Here is an 18,231-nt window from a genome sequence, read left to right on the forward strand (position 1 = left end):
GGACATTGCCGCCGTCATCGGTTCAGGTCACGGCAGCCGGCTCGGCCAGCAGCTGTTCGATGTAGGTCAGCGGCAGGCCGAAGCGTTCGGCGAGCCGACTCGCGTCTTCCGCGCTGTCGCGCACCGTGGCGACGAAACCGTCGAGACCGGTGGACAAGGAACGGCCACGTTGCTCGCCTTCGCGCGTGTCGCCGCTTCCCACGTCGTATTTGTTGGTGTAGCCGCGCGGCGTGACCATCAGTCCAGCGCGCGCGAAAGTGTGGCTATTGCCGATCAGCACGGTGGACAACATGCCGATCTCGGCCTCGGCAAGCTGCGCCAGCGTCGTCAGTTCGACCTTCTGCCTGGCGCGGTAACCCGACTTGACGATGGCAACCGGCGTCCGCGGGTCGCGGTGGGCGAGGAAGAGGCTTTGCGCGTGCACGATCTGCTCGCTGCGGCGGCCGCTTTTCGGGTTGTAGAGCGCGACGACGAAGTCGGCCTCGGCGGCGGCGTTGAGCCGGCGCGCGATGACCGCCCAGGGCGTCAGCAGGTCGGACAGCGAAATCGCGCAGAAGTCGTGGGTCAGCGGCGCGCCGACCAGTGCCGCGCAGCTGTTGAGCGCCGAGGCGCCGGGGATCACCTCGACCGCAATATCCGATTCAGGATTCCAGCCCGCCTCGAACAGCACCTCGTAGGTCGGCCCGGCCATGCCGTAGACGCCGGCGTCGCCCGAGGAAATGAGCGCCACCTTGCGGCCTTCGCGCGCGCGCGCCAAGGCTTCGATCGCGCGGTCGATCTCCTCGGTCATCGACTTCCTGATCACTTCCTTGCCGGCCAGCAGCGGCTCGACCAGCTTGATGTAGGTGGCGTAGCCGATCACCGTGTCGGCGTCGAGGATGGCGGTGCGCGCCGCCGGCGTCAGGTGGTCGAGACTGCCGGGGCCGATGCCGACGAGAGAGATTTTTCCGGGCGCTGCATTCATCAGGCGATCCTCGCAATGGAGACGGTGGCGTTGCGGCCGTCGGGACCGCGCAGCCGGTGTTTTTCAATCAGCAGGGCGGCCGGTGCTGCGGCCGCCCCGGTGTCCGCACCGGCCGCCAGCAAAGCCGCGGCTTCCGACACCGACGGCGTGCCGGTATGGCGCAGCACGGTCGCCGAGGGGTTGGGCACCGTCACCGTGGCGAGTTGCGCCGCCGGGTAGAAGGTCAGCGGCCAGTCGCGCAGCGCGGCAAATTCGCGCAGGCCGGCCTCGTCGGCCTTCAGGTCGATACTCGCCGCCGCTTCGACGGCGAGCGCCGCGCCGGGGTGTCGACGCGCGATTTGCGCAAGCGCCGCATCGACGACATCGGCGATCGTCGCCGCCGGCGTGCCGCGATCACAGCCCAGGCCCAGCGCGAGGCGCAACGGGGTCACGGCGGGCGCGTTCATGCGCCCTCCGGCGGCGGCCGGTAGGTGACGAGCTTGCCGGCCAGCCGGTCGAGATGGGCGGCCGCCATCGCCGGGTCGCGCCGGCTGATCCAGAGCACGGCGGCAAAGGCGTCCGGGGCGACGTCGTCGAGCGAATCGAGCAAGTGCAGATTGGCCGGCAGCGGCGCCTCGCGCGTCCACCAGTGTTTTTCTCCCGCCTCCTGGACGATCGCGACCGGCGCGTCGTTGACCACCGCCGCTGCGGCGCGCGTCAGGTTGTCCTTGGGCGCCTCGATGGTCCAGCCGAACTCGCGGCCGAGCAGATCGACGGCGAGGGTTTCGCGGCTGTCGGACGCCGTCGTGAACACCGGCGTCGCGCCGAGCTTTTCGGCCAGCCGCGCCGCCAGCGCGTTGGCACCGCCGATGTGGCCCGACAACACCGGGATGACGAAGCGCCCGCCTTCGTCGAGCACCACCACGCCGGGATCGATGTCCTTGCCTTTCAGGTGCGGCGCGATCAGGCGCACCACGGCGCCCAGCGAAACGACGCAGACGATGCCGTCGAAGGCCGCGAACAACGCCGATACCTGATCGCCGGTCTTGCCGCTGAAACACGTGGCGGCACCCGGCGCGGCGGCCTCGGCTTCGGCGTGGAACTTCCCGGGCGCGAACAGGCGGGCGCCGGGCAGCGCCGCGACGACACGCCCGGCGTGGGCGATGCCGTGGCGCGTGATCGCGACGACCGCGACGCGCTCGGAACCGAAAGGCAGGTGGTGCTTCATGCCGCCTCGGCGCTCGCCACGGCTTTGCTGCGGCAACCGCGTTGCGTCGGTCGTTTCGCCCGGCCGGGGTTCTTCACCAGCATCAGCGACAGGTAGGGAATCGTTGCGCCGCGCAGCGACAACACGTCCGCCACGACACGCTCGTCGGGCGTGCCGACCTTTTCGACATACACCGCGTGCGGCGCGATGCCCCGCGCTTCGAGCAGGTCGAGCACCCCTTCCAGCATCGGCTTCACCTTCAGCAGCACCAGGCTGTCGAATTCGTCGAGCATGCGGTCGATGACCTCGACGCCGTACGAGGCTGGAAACACCGCCAGCGTCTCGTCGGCCTCGGCGATCGGGCGGCCGATGCGCGCCGCGCTGGCGCAATACGAGCTGACGCCGGCGATCACCTCGACCTCGATGCCCGGTTGCAGTTCGCGCACGGCGCGCGCCAGATGGCCGAAGGTCGAATACGTCGAGGCGTCGCCTTCGACCAGGAACAACACGTCACAGCCTTCGGCGAGCAGGCGCACGGTCTCGTCGGCGGCCTGCAGCCAGGCGCGCGCCAGCAGCTCGGCCTTGGTCGTCATCGGGAAGACCAGCGCCACCGCGTCGACCGGCAGCGCCAGGCCGGCGCGCAGCGCGATGTCGAGCGCGTAGGAGACCTCGCCCGCCTTTTTCACCGGGTAGGTCCAGCGCGCATCGCTGTTGAGTGCCTCCCAGCCGCGCCGCGTGATCAGGCCGGGGTCGCCGGGGCCGAGGGAGACGCCGATCAGGCGGCCGAATGATTTGCTCATGCAATTTCCTTGGTGGCGACGACGATCCACACCGGGTTCTGGGCAGCGAAGCGGTGCAGATCGAGGATCGGCTGGCTGCGCGCCGCCGAGAGTTGAACGATCTCCCACGCCGCGCCAGCTGCCTTGAGCGCGGCAGTCGCGGTGGCGAGGTTTTCGATCGTGACGAAATTCATGACCAGGCGGCCGCCGGGCGTCAGGCGGCTCAGGCAGAGGTCGATCAGCGTCGTCAGTTCGCCGCCCGAACCGCCGATGAACACCGCATCGGGGTCGGGCCAGGTGTCGAGGTGTTGCGGCGCCCTGCCCTCGACCAGCGTGTAGTTGAAAACTTGGAGGCGGCGCGCGTTCTCGCATGCGTTGGCGACGTCGGCGACGTTTTTTTCGATCGCGTAGACGTGGCCCTCCGGGCACAGCTGCGCCGCTTCGAGGCCGACCGTACCGGCGCCGGCGCCAATGTCCCAGACCAGCGCAGCGGGTTTCAGACGCAGCTTGGCGAGCGAGACGGCACGCACTTCGAGTTTGGTCAGCAGTCCTTTTTCAGGTTGCCGCTGGACGTATTCCGCGTCCTCGAAACCGAAGGCCGGACGCACCACGCGCGGCACGACACGGCGCAAGGCGACGACGTTGGGCTGCGGGAACTCGCGCTGTGCCACGTCGGCCGGGCTGAGGTCGGCAAACACGGCTTCGTCAGGCGCCGTCAGCCGCGCCGCAACGTCGATCCGGAAAGTGTCGCCCCATCCGGCAGCAACCAGCAGGCGCGCGATCCGGGCCGGGTCGTTGGCCGGCGAGGTCAGGCAGAGCAGCTTGTCGTGGCGGGCGATGGCGCGAGCCAGCGGCGCCAGGCCGTGGTCGTGGCGCGCGCCGGGAGTCCATTCGCCAGCATCGGCCGCGTGTACCGAAACCAGCCTGGCATCCTGCCAGGGCAGGCCGAGCCGCGCTGCGGCGAGCTGCAGGCTGGACAGCGCCGGCAGCACGACCACGCGCTGGCGGCCGAGTTTTTCGATCAGCGAAGCGGCGAGGCCGAAGCACAGCGGGTCGCCCGTGGCGAGCACGATCACGGTCAGGCGGTCGGCCAGCGCCTGCTCGACCCAACTGGCGACCGCCGCGATGCGACCGGTCGCATCGCGGCGTTCGGCCCGCGCCGGCAGCAGCGTCTCGACAGCGCGCAGTTGATGAGCCGCCCCGATCACCAAATCGCCCTTGTCCCACAGGGACTCCCTTCGGCCGAAAAGAATTTCCGGCAATGCCGCTTCCGGCCCTGCCCCGCCGTGTTCATGCACGCCGACGATGTAACAGGTGCTCACGAAGACTCTCCTTGCGATGCCCCCACGGCCTCGGCGTGGCGCAGCGTGACGATGGGCCGGCCTTCGAAGTCACAGACCAGGATGTCCAGTTCGAAGGCGCCCGGATAACGCGCATTCAGACTGGCCCAGGCGCGTTGTGCGAGCGCACGGTGGAAAGGCACGGCCAACCCGAGCGCGGCAAGTTTCTCGGCGGCGAAACGCCCGGTTTCGGCGGCGCGGATTTCCTCGACCAGCACCGGCGGCGCACCGATTTCGCTGGCCGCGCCGGCAAGCAGGTCGCGGTCGATGGCCTTGCGCCAGGCGTGCGTCACCGCGAGCCCCTGGGCGACCTTGGTCAGTTTGCCGACCATCGCGCCGAGGATGACGCGGCGGAAGCCGTATTTCTGCGCCGCATCGAAGGCCGCCTTGACGAAATCGCCCATCTGCACGAAGCAGGCCTGGGCCAGTTCGGGGTGTTCGCGCATCGCGCATTTCTCGGTCCGGCCGCCGGTCGTGAACACCACTGCCGGCTGGCGCTGCGCGGCGCCAACCTGCACGCCCTGCACGACGCTGGCGCGGAAGGCAGCGGTCGAGTACGGCTTGACGATGCCGGTGGTACCGAGGATCGAGATGCCGCCGAGGATGCCGAGCCGGGCATTGAGCGTCTTTTTCGCCATCGCCTCGCCGCCGGGCACCGAAATCGTCACTTCGAGACCGTCACGGTCCAACAGGTCGCCGGCGGCGGCGCGCACGTTGTCGGCAATGTTGGCGCGCGGCACCGGGTTGATCGCCGGACCACCGACTTCCAGCCCCAGTCCTTCCTGCGTCACCGTACCGACACCGGGACCGCCGCACAGCTTGACGCGGCCGGCCTCGCCCTGCAGGCGCCGCACATCGGCGGTCAGGTGCGCGCCATTGGTCGCATCGGGGTCGTCGCCGGCGTCCTTGACGACAACGGCGTGCGCCGAATCGGCATCGACCGCGCCGTCCGCGACCGCGAAACGGACGAGCTGCCCGTTCGGCAGCCGACAGTCGACGTGATCCGGCACCCGGCCGCTCACCAAGCCCAGCGTCGCGGCCCGGGCCGCCGCCGCCGAGCAGGCGCCGGTCGTGAAGCCGGTGCGGTTGCCGCGCCGGCGGACCGGCGCGCCCTTGCGGACCTTTTCGGCAGCATTCATGGAGAGATCAGCCGGCACGCCGCTGCCGGCTTTCGGCCAGCGACAACAGCGCATGCAGCGCCGCGACGACCAGCGTCGAGCCGCCCTTGCGCCCGCGACAAATGATCCACGGCACCTCCTGCACGCTGGCCAGCAGATCCTTCGATTCGGCCGCCGAGACGAAACCGACCGGCATGCCGACGATCAGCGCCGGGCGGGCACCCTCGTCGCGCACCAGCCGGATCACTTCGAGCAGCGCGGTCGGCGCGTTGCCGATGCCGACCAGCGCGCCGTCGAGCAGGCCCAGCCGCTGCGCCTTGCGCATCGCCTGCACGGCGCGCGTCGTGCCTTCGGCTTTCGCCGACTCGATCACATCGGGGTCGGAGATGAACTGGTGCGGCGTCAGCCCGAAATGGCGGAGGCGCGGCGCCGACAGGCCGACGTTGATCATCTCGACGTCCGCGACGATGGGGGCGCCGCCGCCGAGCACCGCCGCGAGACCCGCTTCGACCGCCCGCGGGTGAAATTCGGCCAGGCCGTTGAACTCGAAGTCGGCGGTGGCGTGGATCATGCGGCGCACGATCGGCCACTGCGCATCGGTATAAGGATGCGCGCCAACCTCGGCGTCGATGATCGAAAAGGAATCGTGTTCGATGCGCTGACCAGCGACGGTCAGCTGCTCGGTGACGGTATTGCAGAGCGTATTCATGGCGGTCAGGGGTGGTCGCAGCCGGCGCCGCAAGCGGGGGCCGCGGCGTGGACAGGGTGGTGATGGTGCGCGTGCGCGGCCTCGACGGCGCGACGGAAGCCGCAGCCGTCGCAGTCGAGCAGCTGCTCGCCGCTGGCGGCAGCCAGTGCGCGCGCATCGAGCAGCGCGAAGATTTCCTCGTCGAAGCCGAAGTAGGACCCGAGCGCGAAACTGAGCTGCGGATAGGCCGAGCGCAGCCGCTCGACCTGCTCGCCAATCCGTTCGATCAACACGCCGGTGAACAGATAGACCGGCTGGATGAGGATCTGCGTCATGCCGAGCCGGGCCTGCCGCTGGACCACCGTTTCGAGGCGCGGATGGGTGATGCCGGTGAAGGCGATGTCGACCAGGTCGTGTTCGCGCGCCTCAAACACCCAGCGCGCCAGCCGCGCCATCTCGCCGTTGGCGCCGGCGTCGGACGAGCCGCGACCGAGCAGGACGATGCCGGTGGTGCGCGGATCGGGCACCGCCAGTTCGCGCTGCAGGTGGTCGAGGCGGCGCTCGACAATCGCGAAGATGTCACGCCCGAGGCCCAGGTGCGGCGCGCAGACGAATTCGGTCGCCGGGTGGCGCAGCCGGGCCGCCTCCACGGCTTGCGGGATGTCCATCTTGACGTGGCCGGCGGCGTTGAGGATGAAAGGCAACACGACGACCCGCGCGCCGGACGGCGTGATCGCGGCGGCGCGGTCGAGCCCCTCCTCCATCAGCACCTCGGCGAGTTCGATGAAGCAGACCTCGATCCGCCATTCCGGGTGGCGTTGCCGCCAGTTTTTTGCCAGTTGTTCGATTTCCTCGTTGCCGGCGCGATGGCGCGAACCGTGGCCGATCAGGAGCAGGGTGTCATTCATGGACGGGTTCTCCGGTGGGCGCGTCCGCCGCGACGCTCGCCTGACGGAAGCGGTGCGCGAAGGCCGGGTCATAGAGTTTGGAGCGGGCGATCCCGACCCGGTCGCCGGCACCCAGCGTCGGGCTGGCGACGATCATCGCCTGGGCGCCGACCTTCTCGGCCTGGCACTTCTTCTTGATGTCGGCCAGCGTGCCGCGGATGATTTTTTCCTCGCCGGGCCAAGAGGCTTTCTGCACCACCAGCATCGGCGCGTCCTCGCGCCAGCCGGCGGCGCGCAGGGCGCGCTGCACCTCGTGCAGCAAGGTGATCGAGAGGTAGATGCACAGCGTCGAATGATGTGCCGCCAGCGCTGCGAGATCCTCGCCCGGCGGCATCGGCGTACGGCCGGCGACGCGGGTGAGGATCACGGTCTGCGTCACTTCGGGGAGGGTCAGCGTCTCGCCGGCCGCCGCCATCGCCGCCATCGCCGACGAGACGCCGGGCACCACGGCCCAGTCGATGCCGGCCGCGGTCAGGGGCCGCGTCATCTCGATCAGCGCGCCGTAGAGACCGGGGTCGCCGGTCTGCAGGCGGACGACGGTGTCGTGCCGGCCGGCGGCGTCGAGCAGCCAGGCCGTCATCGCTTCCAACGTCATGTCCTTCGAGTCGCGGATGACGCAAGCCGCCGGCGCGTAACGCGTCGCCGCGACATCGACCAGCGAACCGGCGAACAGGATCGCGCCCGCCCGTTCGAGCAGGGCGCGGCCCTTGACCGTGATCAGTTCGGGGTCGCCGGGACCGGCGCCGACGAACCAGACCTTGCCCGGCACGGCCTTAAGCCAGGCGCAGGTCGAAGCAGAAGCGCACGGCCGCATGGCCTTTGAAGCGCGCCAGGCCCTTGACGACGAGCAGCGTGAACACCGGTTCGACGATCAGTAGCGCGCCATAGGAGGCCGCGAAAGTCGCCCAGGCGGCGAGCGGCGTCGCCACTTCACCGATCGCCAGCCAGAAGCCGACCATCAGCGTTACGCCGCTGTAATACACGGCGTCGAGCTTGACGATGGTCTTCACGTCGAGTCCTTGCAGGCGCTGGCCGAGCGTGGCGTGGAGCAGGCACAGCGGGACGACCAGCGACAGCGAATTGACGCCCAGGTGGATCAGGTCGGCCGGCTCGAAAAGCAGGCCCTGCAGCAGCAGGCCGAGGGCGAAGCCGAACAGCGTCGGGATGAAGCCGAGCGTCAGGTAGATCGGCATCGCGCCGACGAAATGCAGTTCCGATGGTCCGGCCGGCAGGTGGAAGGCCTGCATGAAGAGGCTGAAGAACAGCGCCGCGAGCAGCGTGCGGACGATCAACTGCGGCCGCTTGACCAGATGGATCGACTGGCTGCCCAGCAGCGCGACCGCCGCGACGTTGGCGGCGAGGATCTTGGCGGAGGAAACGAATCCCGGTTCGATATGCATGACGACTCCCTGGTTGAGTGCAACGACGACATCGGCACAACCACGGAAGCAGAACGCTGGGGAACGGAACGCGGGAATCGATGACGGACACACCGCCGTGAATGAAGCTATCGCGCACCTGATCGCCGGCCGAACCCACACCCCGGGGTCATACCCAACAATCGATCAGGCCGGTCTTCTGGCTCGCCTTCTTCCTCCTCGGCCGGCCTTCCCGCGCAAGCGCAGTGGCGTAGTAGCAGAGTCGTCAGGCTTACAGCAGCGGGGGCTGCGCCGGAATGGCTGATGGTCACATCAGTTGCACCGGACTTCCCGTTTCACCCCGCCGCACGGAAGCACGACGAGGAACCTGGATCGAACAAGGTGCAGAGCATACCGCCGCCGGCCGCCGGCTGGCAAGCCCGCCCGAGTGGCAAGTCTTGACGGCCAGCGGGGAAGGCAGGAATCACGCCAGCATCAGGTCGAAACTGCTCTCGGTGCCGTCCTTCCAGCCGTCCCACAGGAAGTCGTCGGCCTTGCCGTCGGCGATCAGGCGGAAGGCATAGCGCGTCTGTTCCTCGTAGAAGCCGCAGAAGGCGCCGACCCGGTCCATGCCGCCGTTCATTTCGTGCGCCTCGGCCGGACACGGCGAGCCGCAGAAATGGCGGATCGCGCAAGTGCTGCATGGCGTGATGGCATCGACGTTGCGGCCGGTCACCTTGCGGAAGGCGTCGCTCTGCAACACCGCGTCGATGTCGTCGCTGAACAGGTTGCCGCCGCGGAAATCGTCGAGCCCGATGAACTCGCTGCACGGGAACAGGCCACCGTCGGGCGCCAGTGCGAAGAAGGCACGGCCGCCACCGCACGGCGAGATGTCGCACATCAGCCGGCGCGCCGTCGGCGCCAGGATGGCGAGCAGGATGTTGGCGAAATTCGCCACGACCAGCTTGCGCCCGCTTTCCCGGTACAACTGGTGGGTACGTTCGAGCGCGGCGATGAACCTATTTGCCAGCGCCGCATCGTCGGGACGCACCGTGCGCGCACCGGGGAGCGTGCAGCGCACGGCGTTGAGCATGCAGGTCGGGACTTCGCGGGCATGGAAGAGTTCGACCAGCGGCACCAGCTGGTCGAGGTTCTTTTCGGTGCACGTGGCAATCACACTCCACGAGGCGTAACCCTTGAGCGCGTCCATCGCGGCGAGCACCTTGTCATGCACGCTCTTGCCACCGAAGGTCAGCCGCGTGGCGTCGGTCGTTTCGGCGAGCGGACCGTCGAGCGAAAGGCCGATGCTGACCCCGTGCCCGGCCAGGAAGTCGATCGCGGCAGTGTCGAGCAGCGTGGCGTTGGTCTGCACACCGAAGACGAAGTCGTCCTTGAACGCCGCGATGGCCGGAAACAGCGCCTGCTGGTTCATCAGCGGTTCGGCCCCGTGAAAGATGATGCGCGGCAAACGTCCGGCCGGCATGGTCGCGGCGAAATAGGTCTTGAGCCGCCCCAACGCTTCCTGCAGGCGGTCGGCAGCCATGTGCGAACCGTTCCTGCGCATGCCTTCCGGGATGTAGCAGTAGGTGCAGTTGAGGTTGCAGCGCTCGGTCGGGTTGACGTAGGCCGCCGAAGGTTTGAGTTCGAAACGCAGCGCGTGCAGCTCGCGACCGAAAGCGGCCGACTTTTCGCGGTAACCGGCAAGCAGCGGGCCTTCGCCGAGCGCCTCGGCCAGGCGCTCCTTGCGCACCAGCGCCCAGAAGGCGGTGGCCGGGTCGGTGAGTGCCAGGTAGTCGGCGTGGCCGATGTCGAGCGGCAGCAGGCTGGGGCCGTTGCCGCTGTTGGCGTAGGCGCCGGCCGAGGGCGCGGCCGAACGCACGGGCGCAGCCGTCCCGCCCGCCGTGGTTGCGGCGGGGTTGATCACAGCAGTCATGGGACCTCCGCTTACGCTGTGGCGTCAGACTCAACGGCGTCCGGCACGGCGTCCGGACTCGCGGCGCGATCCATCAGGATGTAGTGCGACAGGCCGATGCCGTCGGCTTCGCAATGCTGGCGGGTGGCGATGATCGCCGGCTTGGCGCTGGTGATGGCGGGGATTGCTGCGGTCGTGGGGGATGTCATCCGATCTCTCCTTGCGTTTCCAGAAAACAAAAAGGGCTTCGCCGCGACGCTTTCCAGGCGTGCGGCGAAACCCCTTGCCATTGGTTTCGAAACTGCGAAGTCCGACAGGTCTTCTGGCTCTCGGATCAACCGGTTGGTCTGCGCCTTCCCATGACGATGCGTCATCACAGTGGCTGGTCGCCGCATGCCGCGCGACCTTGCAGATTCCGTCCCCGATTACAGCGGCGGGCCCGCCACGGAATTGGGCCGCGGCCCGCACCGTGTTCCGGGGCGGCTGGTCGGCGCGCCCCCTTTGTCGAAATCGACTCGCATTCTAGCGAGCGGCGAGAAATCGCGTCAAGGCCACACCGTGTGGCATCTGGGGCGCTTGGTACGGCTGCACTGAGCCGGAGCCGGGCCGGTCGTCACCGGCTTTCGGCCTGCGGAAAAACTACGGCCGCCCCGGGGCGGCCGCTTTGTGCAGGGACTGCCGAAACTAGCAAGCGCCCAGCCGTTCGCGCGACCCGCCCAGCCCTTTCTCGTTGATGCCTTTCAGCACTTTCTCGGGCGTGATCGGCGCTTCCATGAACTGGATGCCGAGCGCGTGATAGATCGCGTTCGCGACCGCCCCGACCGGGCTCACCAGCCCCGACTCGCCGACGCTTTTCGCCCCGAACGGCCCGACCGGGTCGGCGTTCTCGACGAGGATCGTCTTGATCTTCGGCATGTCGCTCGGGCCGAACATCTTGTAGTCGGTGAAGCTGTTGTTGAGCATCCGGCCCTGGCTGTCGTAATACGTCTCCTCGCTCAGCACGAAACCGAGCCCCTGCTGGATGCCGCCTTCGAGCTGCCCTTCGACCGCCGCCGGGTTGATCGCGCGGCCGATGTCGTGCGCGTTGACGAGTTCCAGCACGCGCACTTCGCCGGTCTCGGTGTCGACTTCGACTTCGGCGAACGACGCGCCGAAAGGCGGCGAGTTGTGCGGCGCGAAGAAGCTCACGTAGCCCTGGATCTGCCCCGGTGCGCCTTCCGGCTTGCCGGTCATCGGGTCGATGAAATGGTAAACCCCGGCGCGCGTGATGCTCTCGACGTCGATCGAGCGCGCCGGGTCGCTCTTCACGAAGATCTTCTTGTCGCGGATGTCGAGCTCGTCGGCGGGAACCTGCAGCGCCTCGCTCGCGCGGGCGAAAAGCTGCCGCTTGGCGTCCTCGCACGCGGCTTTCACTGCCGCGCCGCCGACGTAGATCGTGCGGCTCGCGTGCGCGCCGATGTCGAAGCCGGCGTCGGAGCCGGGATTCGCGAGCTGCACGTCGCCGAACGGGAAGCCGAGCGTCTCGGCGGCGATCTGCTTCAACGCGGTGTGCGAGCCCTGCCCCATGTCCGAGCACGCGAAGATCACTTCGGCGGTCGCGTCCTCGTTGATCTTGACGGTGCAGACGGTGTGTTCGAGCAGCATCGGCATCGCGCCGCTGGTGTGGTTCATCACCGCGCAGCCGACTCCGCGCCGCTTTGTGCCGGTCTGGTTCGCATATTTGCGGCGCTTTTCGGCCCAGTCGATCGCCGCGGCACCGCGGTCGAGGCATTCGTCGAGCGCGCATGACGGATAAGTCACGCCCGCGCACCAGCCGTCGTCGCCGACGCCCTTGTGCCATTTCTTGCGCCATTCGACCGGATCGGCGCCGACCTGCGCGCACGCGCGGTCGATCAGCTGTTCGAGCGCAAAGTTCGTCTGCGGGTTGCCGTAGCCGCGGAACGCGCCGGTCAGGCCCTGGTTGGTGAAGTACGATTCGCCCTTGTAGCGCAGCGCCGGAAACTTGTACATGCCGCCGAGCCACGCGCCGGCGGTGAAAGCGGTGCCCGACGCGTCGAGGTAATAAGCGCCCTTGTAGTTCTCGAAGCGCGCGTCGCACGCGAGCGGCGTGCCGTCCTTCCTGAGCCCGATCTTCATCCAGTACTTGCCCGGGTGGCGGCTCGGCGAGATCGCCCAATCCTCCTCGCGCAGCGTCTGCAGCTTGACCGGGTGGCCCGGCACCGCCATCGCCATTGCGCACGCCTGCGGCTCCGAAATCATCCCGAGCCGCGCGCCGAAGCCGCCGCCGATCACGGTCGCATTGATCTTGACGCGGCTCATCGGCAGCTCGAACAGCCGCGCGAGCTTCGCCTGCACGAGCTTGGGCATCTGCGACGACGTCCAGCACGTCAACCGCCCGCCGCTGTCGAGCTTGGCGATATACGCGTGCGGTTCCATTTGGCACTGCTTCTGCTTCGGCACGTAGAACACGTCCTCGACGACGATGTCGGCGTCCTGCATCGCCGCATCGACGTCGCCGCCGCCGAGCGCGTTGCCGGGGAACATCGCTTCGGGCAGCTGGAAAGCGCGGTTGCCGGGCTTTTGCGGCGTGAACTGGATCGCATCGGGCTGCTTCGACGCCGCGGCGCTCAGGTAGACCGGCAGCGGCTCGTACTCGACGATGACTTTCGCCGCGGCGCGCTCGGCGGCCTCTTCGGACCGGGCGATGATGCCGCAGATCGCGTCGCCCTGGTATTTGACGTGCGTCGTGAAGATGTCCTGGTCGTCGATGTCGCCGAGCAGGTCGTGCAGCTGCGCGGACACCATCAGGTCCATGACCGACGAGTTGTATTTGTTCCGCGTGACGTCCGCGGGGCCCAGCACCTTGACGACGCCGGGCGACTTCGCCGCTTGCGAGAGGTCGAGGCGGACGACGCGCGCGTGCGCATGCTCCCAGCAGCGCACCACCTTGCCGTACAGCATGCCGGGGAGCTGGATGTCGGCCGCGTAGAGCGCCTGGCCGGTCGCCTTGTCCTTGACGTCGACGCGCTGCGCGCTTGTGCCGACGATGGTTTCCGCGTTCATTGCGCCACCTCCTGACAGGCCGTGTCCGCCTTGACGGCGCGTCCCGGCGCGGTGCGGGCGGCTTTCTGCACCGCCTTGACGATTTTCTCGTAGCCCGTGCAGCGGCAGATGTTGCCTTCGAGCGCGTGGCGGATTTCGTGCTCGGTCGGGTCCGGGTTCTTCGCCAGCAGGCTGGCGGTCTTCACGATCATCCCCGGCGTGCAGTAGCCGCACTGGATCGCCGCCTCGTCGTTGAACGCCTGCTGGATGTGGTTCAGCTCGCCGAAGTGCGCGAACCCGGCCGCCGTCGTGATGCGCTTGCCGTCCATCGTCGCCGCGAGCGCGAGGCACGAATTGATCGCCCGGTCGTCGACGAGCACCGTGCAGGCGCCGCATTCGCCGGTGCCGCAGCCGTATTTGGTCTCGGTCATGCCGAGCTGGTCGCGCAGCACTTCGAGCAGCGTGCGATTGACCGCCACCTCGAGCTTGTATTCCTCTCCGTTGATATGGAGCGTGATCGTTGCATTCTTCATTCCTGTCTCCTCGTGAAGATCGGCGCGCGCCGATTCGGGTCGGTTCGGGTCGGTCAGGCGGCGCTGCACGCCTCCTCGATCGCGCGCTTGAGCAAAACGCCGGAAACCTGCCGGCGGTATTCGGCGGTCGAACGCTTGTCGTCGATCGGGCTGATTTCCGACGGCACCGACTCGACGAGGCGCGCGAGCAGTTCCGCGGTGAGCTCCCGGCCTTTGAGCAGCGCCTCGGTGTTCTTGAGCCGCAACGGCGTCGGCGCGACGCAGCCCATCGCGAAGCGCGCCTCGACACAGGTGTTGCCGAGCATCTCGAGCTGCACCGCGACGTTGAGCTTCGAGAGGTCGTCGTTGGTGCGCGTCATGCGCTTGAAGGCGCCGCGCGCGCCGACGGCCGGCGGCGGCAGGACGAGCTCGACCGCGAGCTCGTCGGGCTGGCGCGCGGTGACGCCGTACGACAGCCAGAAGTCGTCGATATCCACTTCGCGCCGGCCGGCCGTGCGCTGCAGCACGAGCTTGCCGCCGATCGCGTAGATCGCGCAGCTGCAGTCGCCGGCGGGCGACGCGCGCAGCAGGTTGCCGAGCACCGTCGCGGTGTTGCGCACCTGGCCGGTGGCGAAGATTTCGGCGGCGTGCCACAGCGCGGGGTAATGGTGCTTCACCTCGGGCTGCTCCAGCAGGTCCGCGATCGTCGCCTTCGCACCGATGCGCAGGCCTTTCGCCGCATCGAACACGACATATCCGAGCCCGGGGATGCCATCGAGGCTCATGACGTATTCCGGCGACTGCGTGAACTTCATCGCGACCAGCACGTCGGTGCCGCCCGCCATGACGGTGATGCGCTGCCGGTGCGTCGCCAGCAGTTCGGCCGCTTCCGCAAGACTCTTCGGCAGCAGAAGATCGAAGTCCGGCAATATTCGACTACTCATGGAGTGACTCCTTCGCGAGACGTGGGTGGAGAAAAAGGACGGTCGCCCTGGTTCATCGAGTCGTGAAACCTTTGCCCGGGAATCGGACAGACTCGCCCGGACGCGCAGGGACACCGCTCCGGGAACGCCAAAAGCCGATCCGGGTCATGCCTTCATCGGCGCGTGGATGGCCCTGTTGCGAATACCGCCATTGATACCGGCGCAGCGGCTTCGTCGCTATCCGCTGCATCCATCGCCTATCCTGAAAATTCCATGAAATTTCCGGTGCAGCCGAAAACGGCCCGGGACGCGAACTCATATAGAATTTCCCCGCTCCCGCGACACCGAACTGCCGGAAGGCCGTGCAGGGGTCGGACATCACGGAGCCGGTCGCGACAGGACACGAAGCGCACGGGTGGGGCGGGTACGCCGACTGTCGTGCACCGCATTGTTTCAACAGCATCCGGTCCGGCCTGGCGTTGCTTGCAGGGCCGCCGGGGTGGAACCCAACCATGAGTGAACAGAACCACGACCCGGACGATCGCGACGCGCCCGTGCTCCCGCGGTGGGAGTTCCCGATCGTCGGCATCGGCGCTTCGGCCGGCGGCCTCGAAGCCTTCAACGAGTTCCTCGACCATCTCGCGCCGGACCTCGGCATGGCCTACGTGCTGGTCCAGCATCTGGACCCGAAGCACCACAGCATCCTCGCCAGCCTGCTCGCGGGGCGCACGCACATGCCGGTCAGCGAGGCGGGCGACGGCATGCGGGTCGAGCGGGATCACGTCTACGTGATCCCGCCGAACACCAACCTGGCAATCCTGGGCGGCGTGCTGCACCTGATGCCGCCTGCCGAGACGCGCGCGCCGCAGCTGACGGTGGATTATTTTCTGCGCTCGCTCGCGCAGGACCAGGGCAGCCGCGCGATCGGCGTCATCCTTTCGGGCGCCGCGTCGGACGGCGTGACCGGCATGAAGATGATCAAGACCGAAGGCGGCATCACGTTCGCCGAGGACCAGGACAGCGCCCGCTACAGCAGCATGCCGGAAGCGGCGATCGCGAGCGGCTACGTCGATTTCGTGCTGCCTCCGGCGGAGATCGCCCACGAACTCGCGCGTCTCGCCGGGCGGGTTGCCGCGACGCCGCGCGAAGCGCCGGCCGTTCCCCCCGCCGACGAGCGGCACCTCGACAAGCTCTTCATCCTGCTGCGCCGGCGCACCGGCGTCGACTTCGCCCAGTACAAGCACACGACGATCCACCGCCGCATCCAGCGCCGCATGCTCGTCCACCGGCTCGACCGGCTCGCCGACTACGTCAGGCTGCTGCAGGAGCGGCCGGCCGAGATCGACACGCTCTACAACGAGATCCTGATCAACGTCACCGCGTTCTTTCGCGACCCGGCCGTGTTCGACGCGCTGGCGCGCGAAATCCTGCCGAGGATCATCGAACGCTGCGCCGGCGGCGGCGACCCGGTCCGCATCTGGGTGCCCGGCTGCTCGACCGGCGAGGAGCCGTATTCGATCGCGATCGCGCTGCTCGAATGCCTGGACGAAGCGGGCGTCCACCTGCCGATCCAGATCTTCGCCACCGACATCGACACCCACGCGATCAACACGGCGCGCGCCGGGCTTTTCCCCGACAGCATCGCCGCCGACGTGTCGCCCGCCCGGCTCGCGCGCCACTTCACGCACGACGAGCAGGGCTACCTGATCAGCAAGCAGATCCGCGACATGTGCCTGTTCGCGAAACAGAACGTCGTCAAGGACCCGCCGTTCTCGCGCCTCGACCTGATCAGCTGCCGCAACCTCCTGATCTACCTCGGTCCGGTGCTGCAGAAGAAAGTGCTGGCGCTGTTCCACTACGCGCTCAAGCCGGCCGGCTTCCTGCTGCTGGGCAGCGCCGAGACCATCGGCAAGCACGCCGACATGTACCGGACGCTCGACACGAAGCACAAGATCTACGCCAAGAAGGCGATCGCGGCGACGCTGCAGCTCGACTTTTCCGCACCGCTGTCGGCGTCGTTCAGCGTCGCCGAACCGGCCGCGCGCGAACGCGCCGCGCTGCCGCTCGCCGGCCGCGACCTGACGAAGGCCGTCGACCGGCTGCTGATGAAGAGATACTGCCCGGCGAGCGTCGTCATCAACGAACAGATGGACATCGTGCAGTTTCGCGGCCAGACCGGCGAGTTTCTCGAACCGGCGCCGGGCGAGGCGAGTTTCAACCTGTTGCGGATGGCGCGCGGCGCGCTCGCGATGGAGCTGCGCGAGATCGTCGGCGAGGCGTTCAGGACGCGCGCAGGGACGCGCAAGGAAGGCATCGCGTTGCGGCGCGGCGACGAGACGCTGCTCGTCGAGGTCGAAGTGTCGCCGCTCGAATCCGCCGCGCCGGGCTTCTTTCTCGTCGTCTTCCGCGCAGCGCACGGTGCGACACTTGCCCCGGGGAGCGCGAGCGCGCCCGGCGCGCAGCACGAGGAACGCCTGGCGATGCTCGAACACGAACTGGCGACGACCCGGGAATACCTGCAGTCGGTGATCGAGCAGGACGAGACGATCAACGAGGAACTGCGCTCGGCGAACGAGGAGATCCTGTCGAGCAACGAGGAACTGCAGAGCACCAACGAAGAGCTCGAAACAGCCAAGGAAGAGCTGCAGTCGGTCAACGAGGAGCTGTCCACCGTCAACGAGGAGCTCGAGACGCGCAACCGCGAGCTGTCGCAGCTCAACAACGACCTGTCGAACCTGCTCGGCAGCGTCAACGTCCCGATCGTGATCCTCGGTACCGACTTGCGCATCCGCCGCTACACGCCGCTGGCCGGGAAGCACCTGAATCTCGATGACCGCGACATCGGACGCGCGATCGGCGACATCGAACTCGGCATCCGGGTGCCGGATCTGCCGAAGCGCATCACGCAGGTCATCGACACCGTCACGGTGCAGGAGATCGAAGGCCAGGCGCGCGACGGGCGCTGGTATTCGATCCGCGTGCGGCCGTACAAGACGATCGAGAGCCGACTCGAAGGCGCGGTCGTCGCGTTCGTCGACATCGACGACACCAAGCGCGCGCTGCAGATGGCGCAGGAGGCCCGCGACTACGCGCAGGGCATCGTCAACGCGGTCCGGCACCCGCTGCTGGTGCTCGACAAAAACCTCAAGGTCGTGTCGGCGAATCCGGCGTTTCTCGACACGTTCCGGGTCGCCCCGCTGGAGACGGTCGGCAACCTCCTTTACCATCTGGGCAACGGCCAGTGGGGGATCCCACGGCTGCGCAAGGCACTCGAAGGGGTATGCACGCACGGCGAGGGGTTCGAGGATTTCGTCGTCGAGCATGACTTCGAGGCCATCGGGCGGAGGCGCGTGCGCATCAGCGGCCGGCCGATAGACGCGGCCACGGGGCCGCCGTTCCTCGTGCTGATGCAGATCGAGGGCGGCGCCGATAACGCCGGCCTCGCGCCGGACAAGGAGTAGC

General features: G+C 68.0%; 16 protein-coding genes and 2 riboswitches. Of the genes, 1 reads left to right on the top strand and 15 read right to left on the bottom strand.

Going from position 1 to position 18,231, the window contains the following annotated elements; genetic code table 11:
• Nucleotides 1–22: 22 nt before the first annotated feature.
• The 15 genes from cobJ to pbN1_RS06910 form a co-directional block, all read right to left on the bottom strand.
• Entirely contained in the window at nucleotides 23–964 is a 942-nt protein-coding gene (gene cobJ, locus pbN1_RS06840; protein ID WP_169202624.1) for a precorrin-3B C(17)-methyltransferase, read from the bottom strand.
• Nucleotides 964–1,410: a cobalamin biosynthesis protein gene (locus pbN1_RS06845; protein WP_210147687.1), complete on the bottom strand. Its 447-nt coding sequence runs from the start codon at nucleotides 1,408–1,410 to the stop codon at nucleotides 964–966. The genes cobJ and pbN1_RS06845 overlap by 1 nt, the downstream gene beginning before the upstream one ends.
• A complete protein-coding gene (locus pbN1_RS06850; RefSeq protein ID WP_169202623.1) occupies nucleotides 1,407–2,171 on the bottom strand; it encodes a cobalamin biosynthesis central domain-containing protein in 765 nt (254 codons plus the stop codon). Before pbN1_RS06850 ends, pbN1_RS06845 begins: the two co-directional genes overlap by 4 nt.
• Complete coding sequence (gene cobI, locus pbN1_RS06855; RefSeq protein WP_169202622.1) at nucleotides 2,168–2,950, bottom strand: precorrin-2 C(20)-methyltransferase; 783 nt, start codon at nucleotides 2,948–2,950, stop codon at nucleotides 2,168–2,170. Before cobI ends, pbN1_RS06850 begins: the two co-directional genes overlap by 4 nt.
• Nucleotides 2,947–4,251, bottom strand: coding sequence for a precorrin-6y C5,15-methyltransferase (decarboxylating) subunit CbiE (gene cbiE / locus pbN1_RS06860; protein ID WP_169202621.1), 1,305 nt, complete (start codon nucleotides 4,249–4,251; stop codon nucleotides 2,947–2,949). The genes cobI and cbiE overlap by 4 nt, the downstream gene beginning before the upstream one ends.
• Nucleotides 4,248–5,408 (bottom strand): cobalt-precorrin-5B (C(1))-methyltransferase, encoded by a 1,161-nt coding sequence (locus pbN1_RS06865; protein ID WP_169202620.1) that lies wholly within the window; start codon nucleotides 5,406–5,408, stop codon nucleotides 4,248–4,250. Before pbN1_RS06865 ends, cbiE begins: the two co-directional genes overlap by 4 nt.
• 7 nt (nucleotides 5,409–5,415) lie before the next feature.
• Nucleotides 5,416–6,096 (bottom strand): precorrin-8X methylmutase, encoded by a 681-nt coding sequence (locus pbN1_RS06870; protein ID WP_169202619.1) that lies wholly within the window; start codon nucleotides 6,094–6,096, stop codon nucleotides 5,416–5,418.
• Between the two features lie 5 nt (nucleotides 6,097–6,101).
• Nucleotides 6,102–6,983, bottom strand: a complete 882-nt coding sequence (locus pbN1_RS06875; protein ID WP_169202618.1) for a sirohydrochlorin chelatase — start codon at nucleotides 6,981–6,983, stop codon at nucleotides 6,102–6,104.
• Nucleotides 6,976–7,791, bottom strand: coding sequence for a precorrin-4 C(11)-methyltransferase (gene cobM / locus pbN1_RS06880; RefSeq protein ID WP_425305755.1), 816 nt, complete (start codon nucleotides 7,789–7,791; stop codon nucleotides 6,976–6,978). The genes pbN1_RS06875 and cobM overlap by 8 nt, the downstream gene beginning before the upstream one ends.
• 4 nt (nucleotides 7,792–7,795) lie before the next feature.
• Nucleotides 7,796–8,422, bottom strand: a complete 627-nt coding sequence (locus tag pbN1_RS06885; protein ID WP_169202616.1) for an energy-coupling factor ABC transporter permease — start codon at nucleotides 8,420–8,422, stop codon at nucleotides 7,796–7,798.
• Between the two features lie 152 nt (nucleotides 8,423–8,574).
• A riboswitch (cobalamin riboswitch) is annotated at nucleotides 8,575–8,787 on the bottom strand.
• Between the two features lie 77 nt (nucleotides 8,788–8,864).
• Complete coding sequence (gene cbpB / locus pbN1_RS06890) at nucleotides 8,865–10,313, bottom strand: peptide-modifying radical SAM enzyme CbpB (protein WP_169202615.1); 1,449 nt, start codon at nucleotides 10,311–10,313, stop codon at nucleotides 8,865–8,867.
• 11 nt (nucleotides 10,314–10,324) lie between these two features.
• Nucleotides 10,325–10,501, bottom strand: coding sequence for a modified peptide precursor CbpA (cbpA, locus tag pbN1_RS06895; RefSeq protein ID WP_169202614.1), 177 nt, complete (start codon nucleotides 10,499–10,501; stop codon nucleotides 10,325–10,327).
• Nucleotides 10,502–10,609: 108 nt separating this feature from the next.
• A riboswitch (cobalamin riboswitch) is annotated at nucleotides 10,610–10,768 on the bottom strand.
• Nucleotides 10,769–10,976: 208 nt separating this feature from the next.
• Nucleotides 10,977–13,355: a xanthine dehydrogenase family protein molybdopterin-binding subunit gene (locus pbN1_RS06900; RefSeq protein WP_169202613.1), complete on the bottom strand. Its 2,379-nt coding sequence runs from the start codon at nucleotides 13,353–13,355 to the stop codon at nucleotides 10,977–10,979.
• The gene (locus pbN1_RS06905) at nucleotides 13,352–13,867 is read right to left on the bottom strand and encodes a (2Fe-2S)-binding protein (protein ID WP_169202612.1); all 516 of its coding nucleotides are present in this window, start codon (nucleotides 13,865–13,867) and stop codon (nucleotides 13,352–13,354) included. The genes pbN1_RS06900 and pbN1_RS06905 overlap by 4 nt, the downstream gene beginning before the upstream one ends.
• A gap of 53 nt (nucleotides 13,868–13,920) precedes the next feature.
• Nucleotides 13,921–14,790 carry an FAD binding domain-containing protein gene (locus pbN1_RS06910; protein WP_244857187.1) on the bottom strand — a complete coding sequence of 290 codons (870 nt, stop codon included), beginning with the start codon at nucleotides 14,788–14,790 and terminating at the stop codon, nucleotides 13,921–13,923.
• Between the two features lie 491 nt (nucleotides 14,791–15,281).
• Here pbN1_RS06910 and pbN1_RS06915 point away from each other — a divergent pair, with 491 nt between their 5' ends.
• Nucleotides 15,282–18,230, top strand: coding sequence for a chemotaxis protein CheB (locus pbN1_RS06915; RefSeq protein WP_169202611.1), 2,949 nt, complete (start codon nucleotides 15,282–15,284; stop codon nucleotides 18,228–18,230).
• Nucleotide 18,231: the final 1 nt, after the last annotated feature.

It is taken from the genome of Aromatoleum bremense (assembly GCF_017894365.1).
GTDB lineage: Bacteria > Pseudomonadota > Gammaproteobacteria > Burkholderiales > Rhodocyclaceae > Aromatoleum > Aromatoleum bremense.

What these genes read in the sequence shown, in the direction of transcription:
- cobJ (WP_169202624.1), bottom strand. Translation starts at nt 964, where the DNA reads ATGAATGCAGCGCCCGGAAAAATCTCTCTCGTCGGCATCGGCCCCGGC.
- pbN1_RS06845 (WP_210147687.1), bottom strand. Translation starts at nt 1,410, where the DNA reads ATGAACGCGCCCGCCGTGACCCCGTTGCGCCTCGCGCTGGGCCTGGGC.
- pbN1_RS06850 (WP_169202623.1), bottom strand. Translation starts at nt 2,171, where the DNA reads ATGAAGCACCACCTGCCTTTCGGTTCCGAGCGCGTCGCGGTCGTCGCG.
- cobI (WP_169202622.1), bottom strand. Translation starts at nt 2,950, where the DNA reads ATGAGCAAATCATTCGGCCGCCTGATCGGCGTCTCCCTCGGCCCCGGC.
- pbN1_RS06865 (WP_169202620.1), bottom strand. Translation starts at nt 5,408, where the DNA reads ATGAATGCTGCCGAAAAGGTCCGCAAGGGCGCGCCGGTCCGCCGGCGC.
- pbN1_RS06870 (WP_169202619.1), bottom strand. Translation starts at nt 6,096, where the DNA reads ATGAATACGCTCTGCAATACCGTCACCGAGCAGCTGACCGTCGCTGGT.
- pbN1_RS06875 (WP_169202618.1), bottom strand. Translation starts at nt 6,983, where the DNA reads ATGAATGACACCCTGCTCCTGATCGGCCACGGTTCGCGCCATCGCGCC.
- pbN1_RS06885 (WP_169202616.1), bottom strand. Translation starts at nt 8,422, where the DNA reads ATGCATATCGAACCGGGATTCGTTTCCTCCGCCAAGATCCTCGCCGCC.
- cbpB (WP_169202615.1), bottom strand. Translation starts at nt 10,313, where the DNA reads ATGACTGCTGTGATCAACCCCGCCGCAACCACGGCGGGCGGGACGGCT.
- cbpA (WP_169202614.1), bottom strand. Translation starts at nt 10,501, where the DNA reads ATGACATCCCCCACGACCGCAGCAATCCCCGCCATCACCAGCGCCAAG.
- pbN1_RS06900 (WP_169202613.1), bottom strand. Translation starts at nt 13,355, where the DNA reads ATGAACGCGGAAACCATCGTCGGCACAAGCGCGCAGCGCGTCGACGTC.
- pbN1_RS06905 (WP_169202612.1), bottom strand. Translation starts at nt 13,867, where the DNA reads ATGAAGAATGCAACGATCACGCTCCATATCAACGGAGAGGAATACAAG.
- pbN1_RS06910 (WP_244857187.1), bottom strand. Translation starts at nt 14,790, where the DNA reads ATGAGTAGTCGAATATTGCCGGACTTCGATCTTCTGCTGCCGAAGAGT.
- pbN1_RS06915 (WP_169202611.1), top strand. Translation starts at nt 15,282, where the DNA reads ATGAGTGAACAGAACCACGACCCGGACGATCGCGACGCGCCCGTGCTC.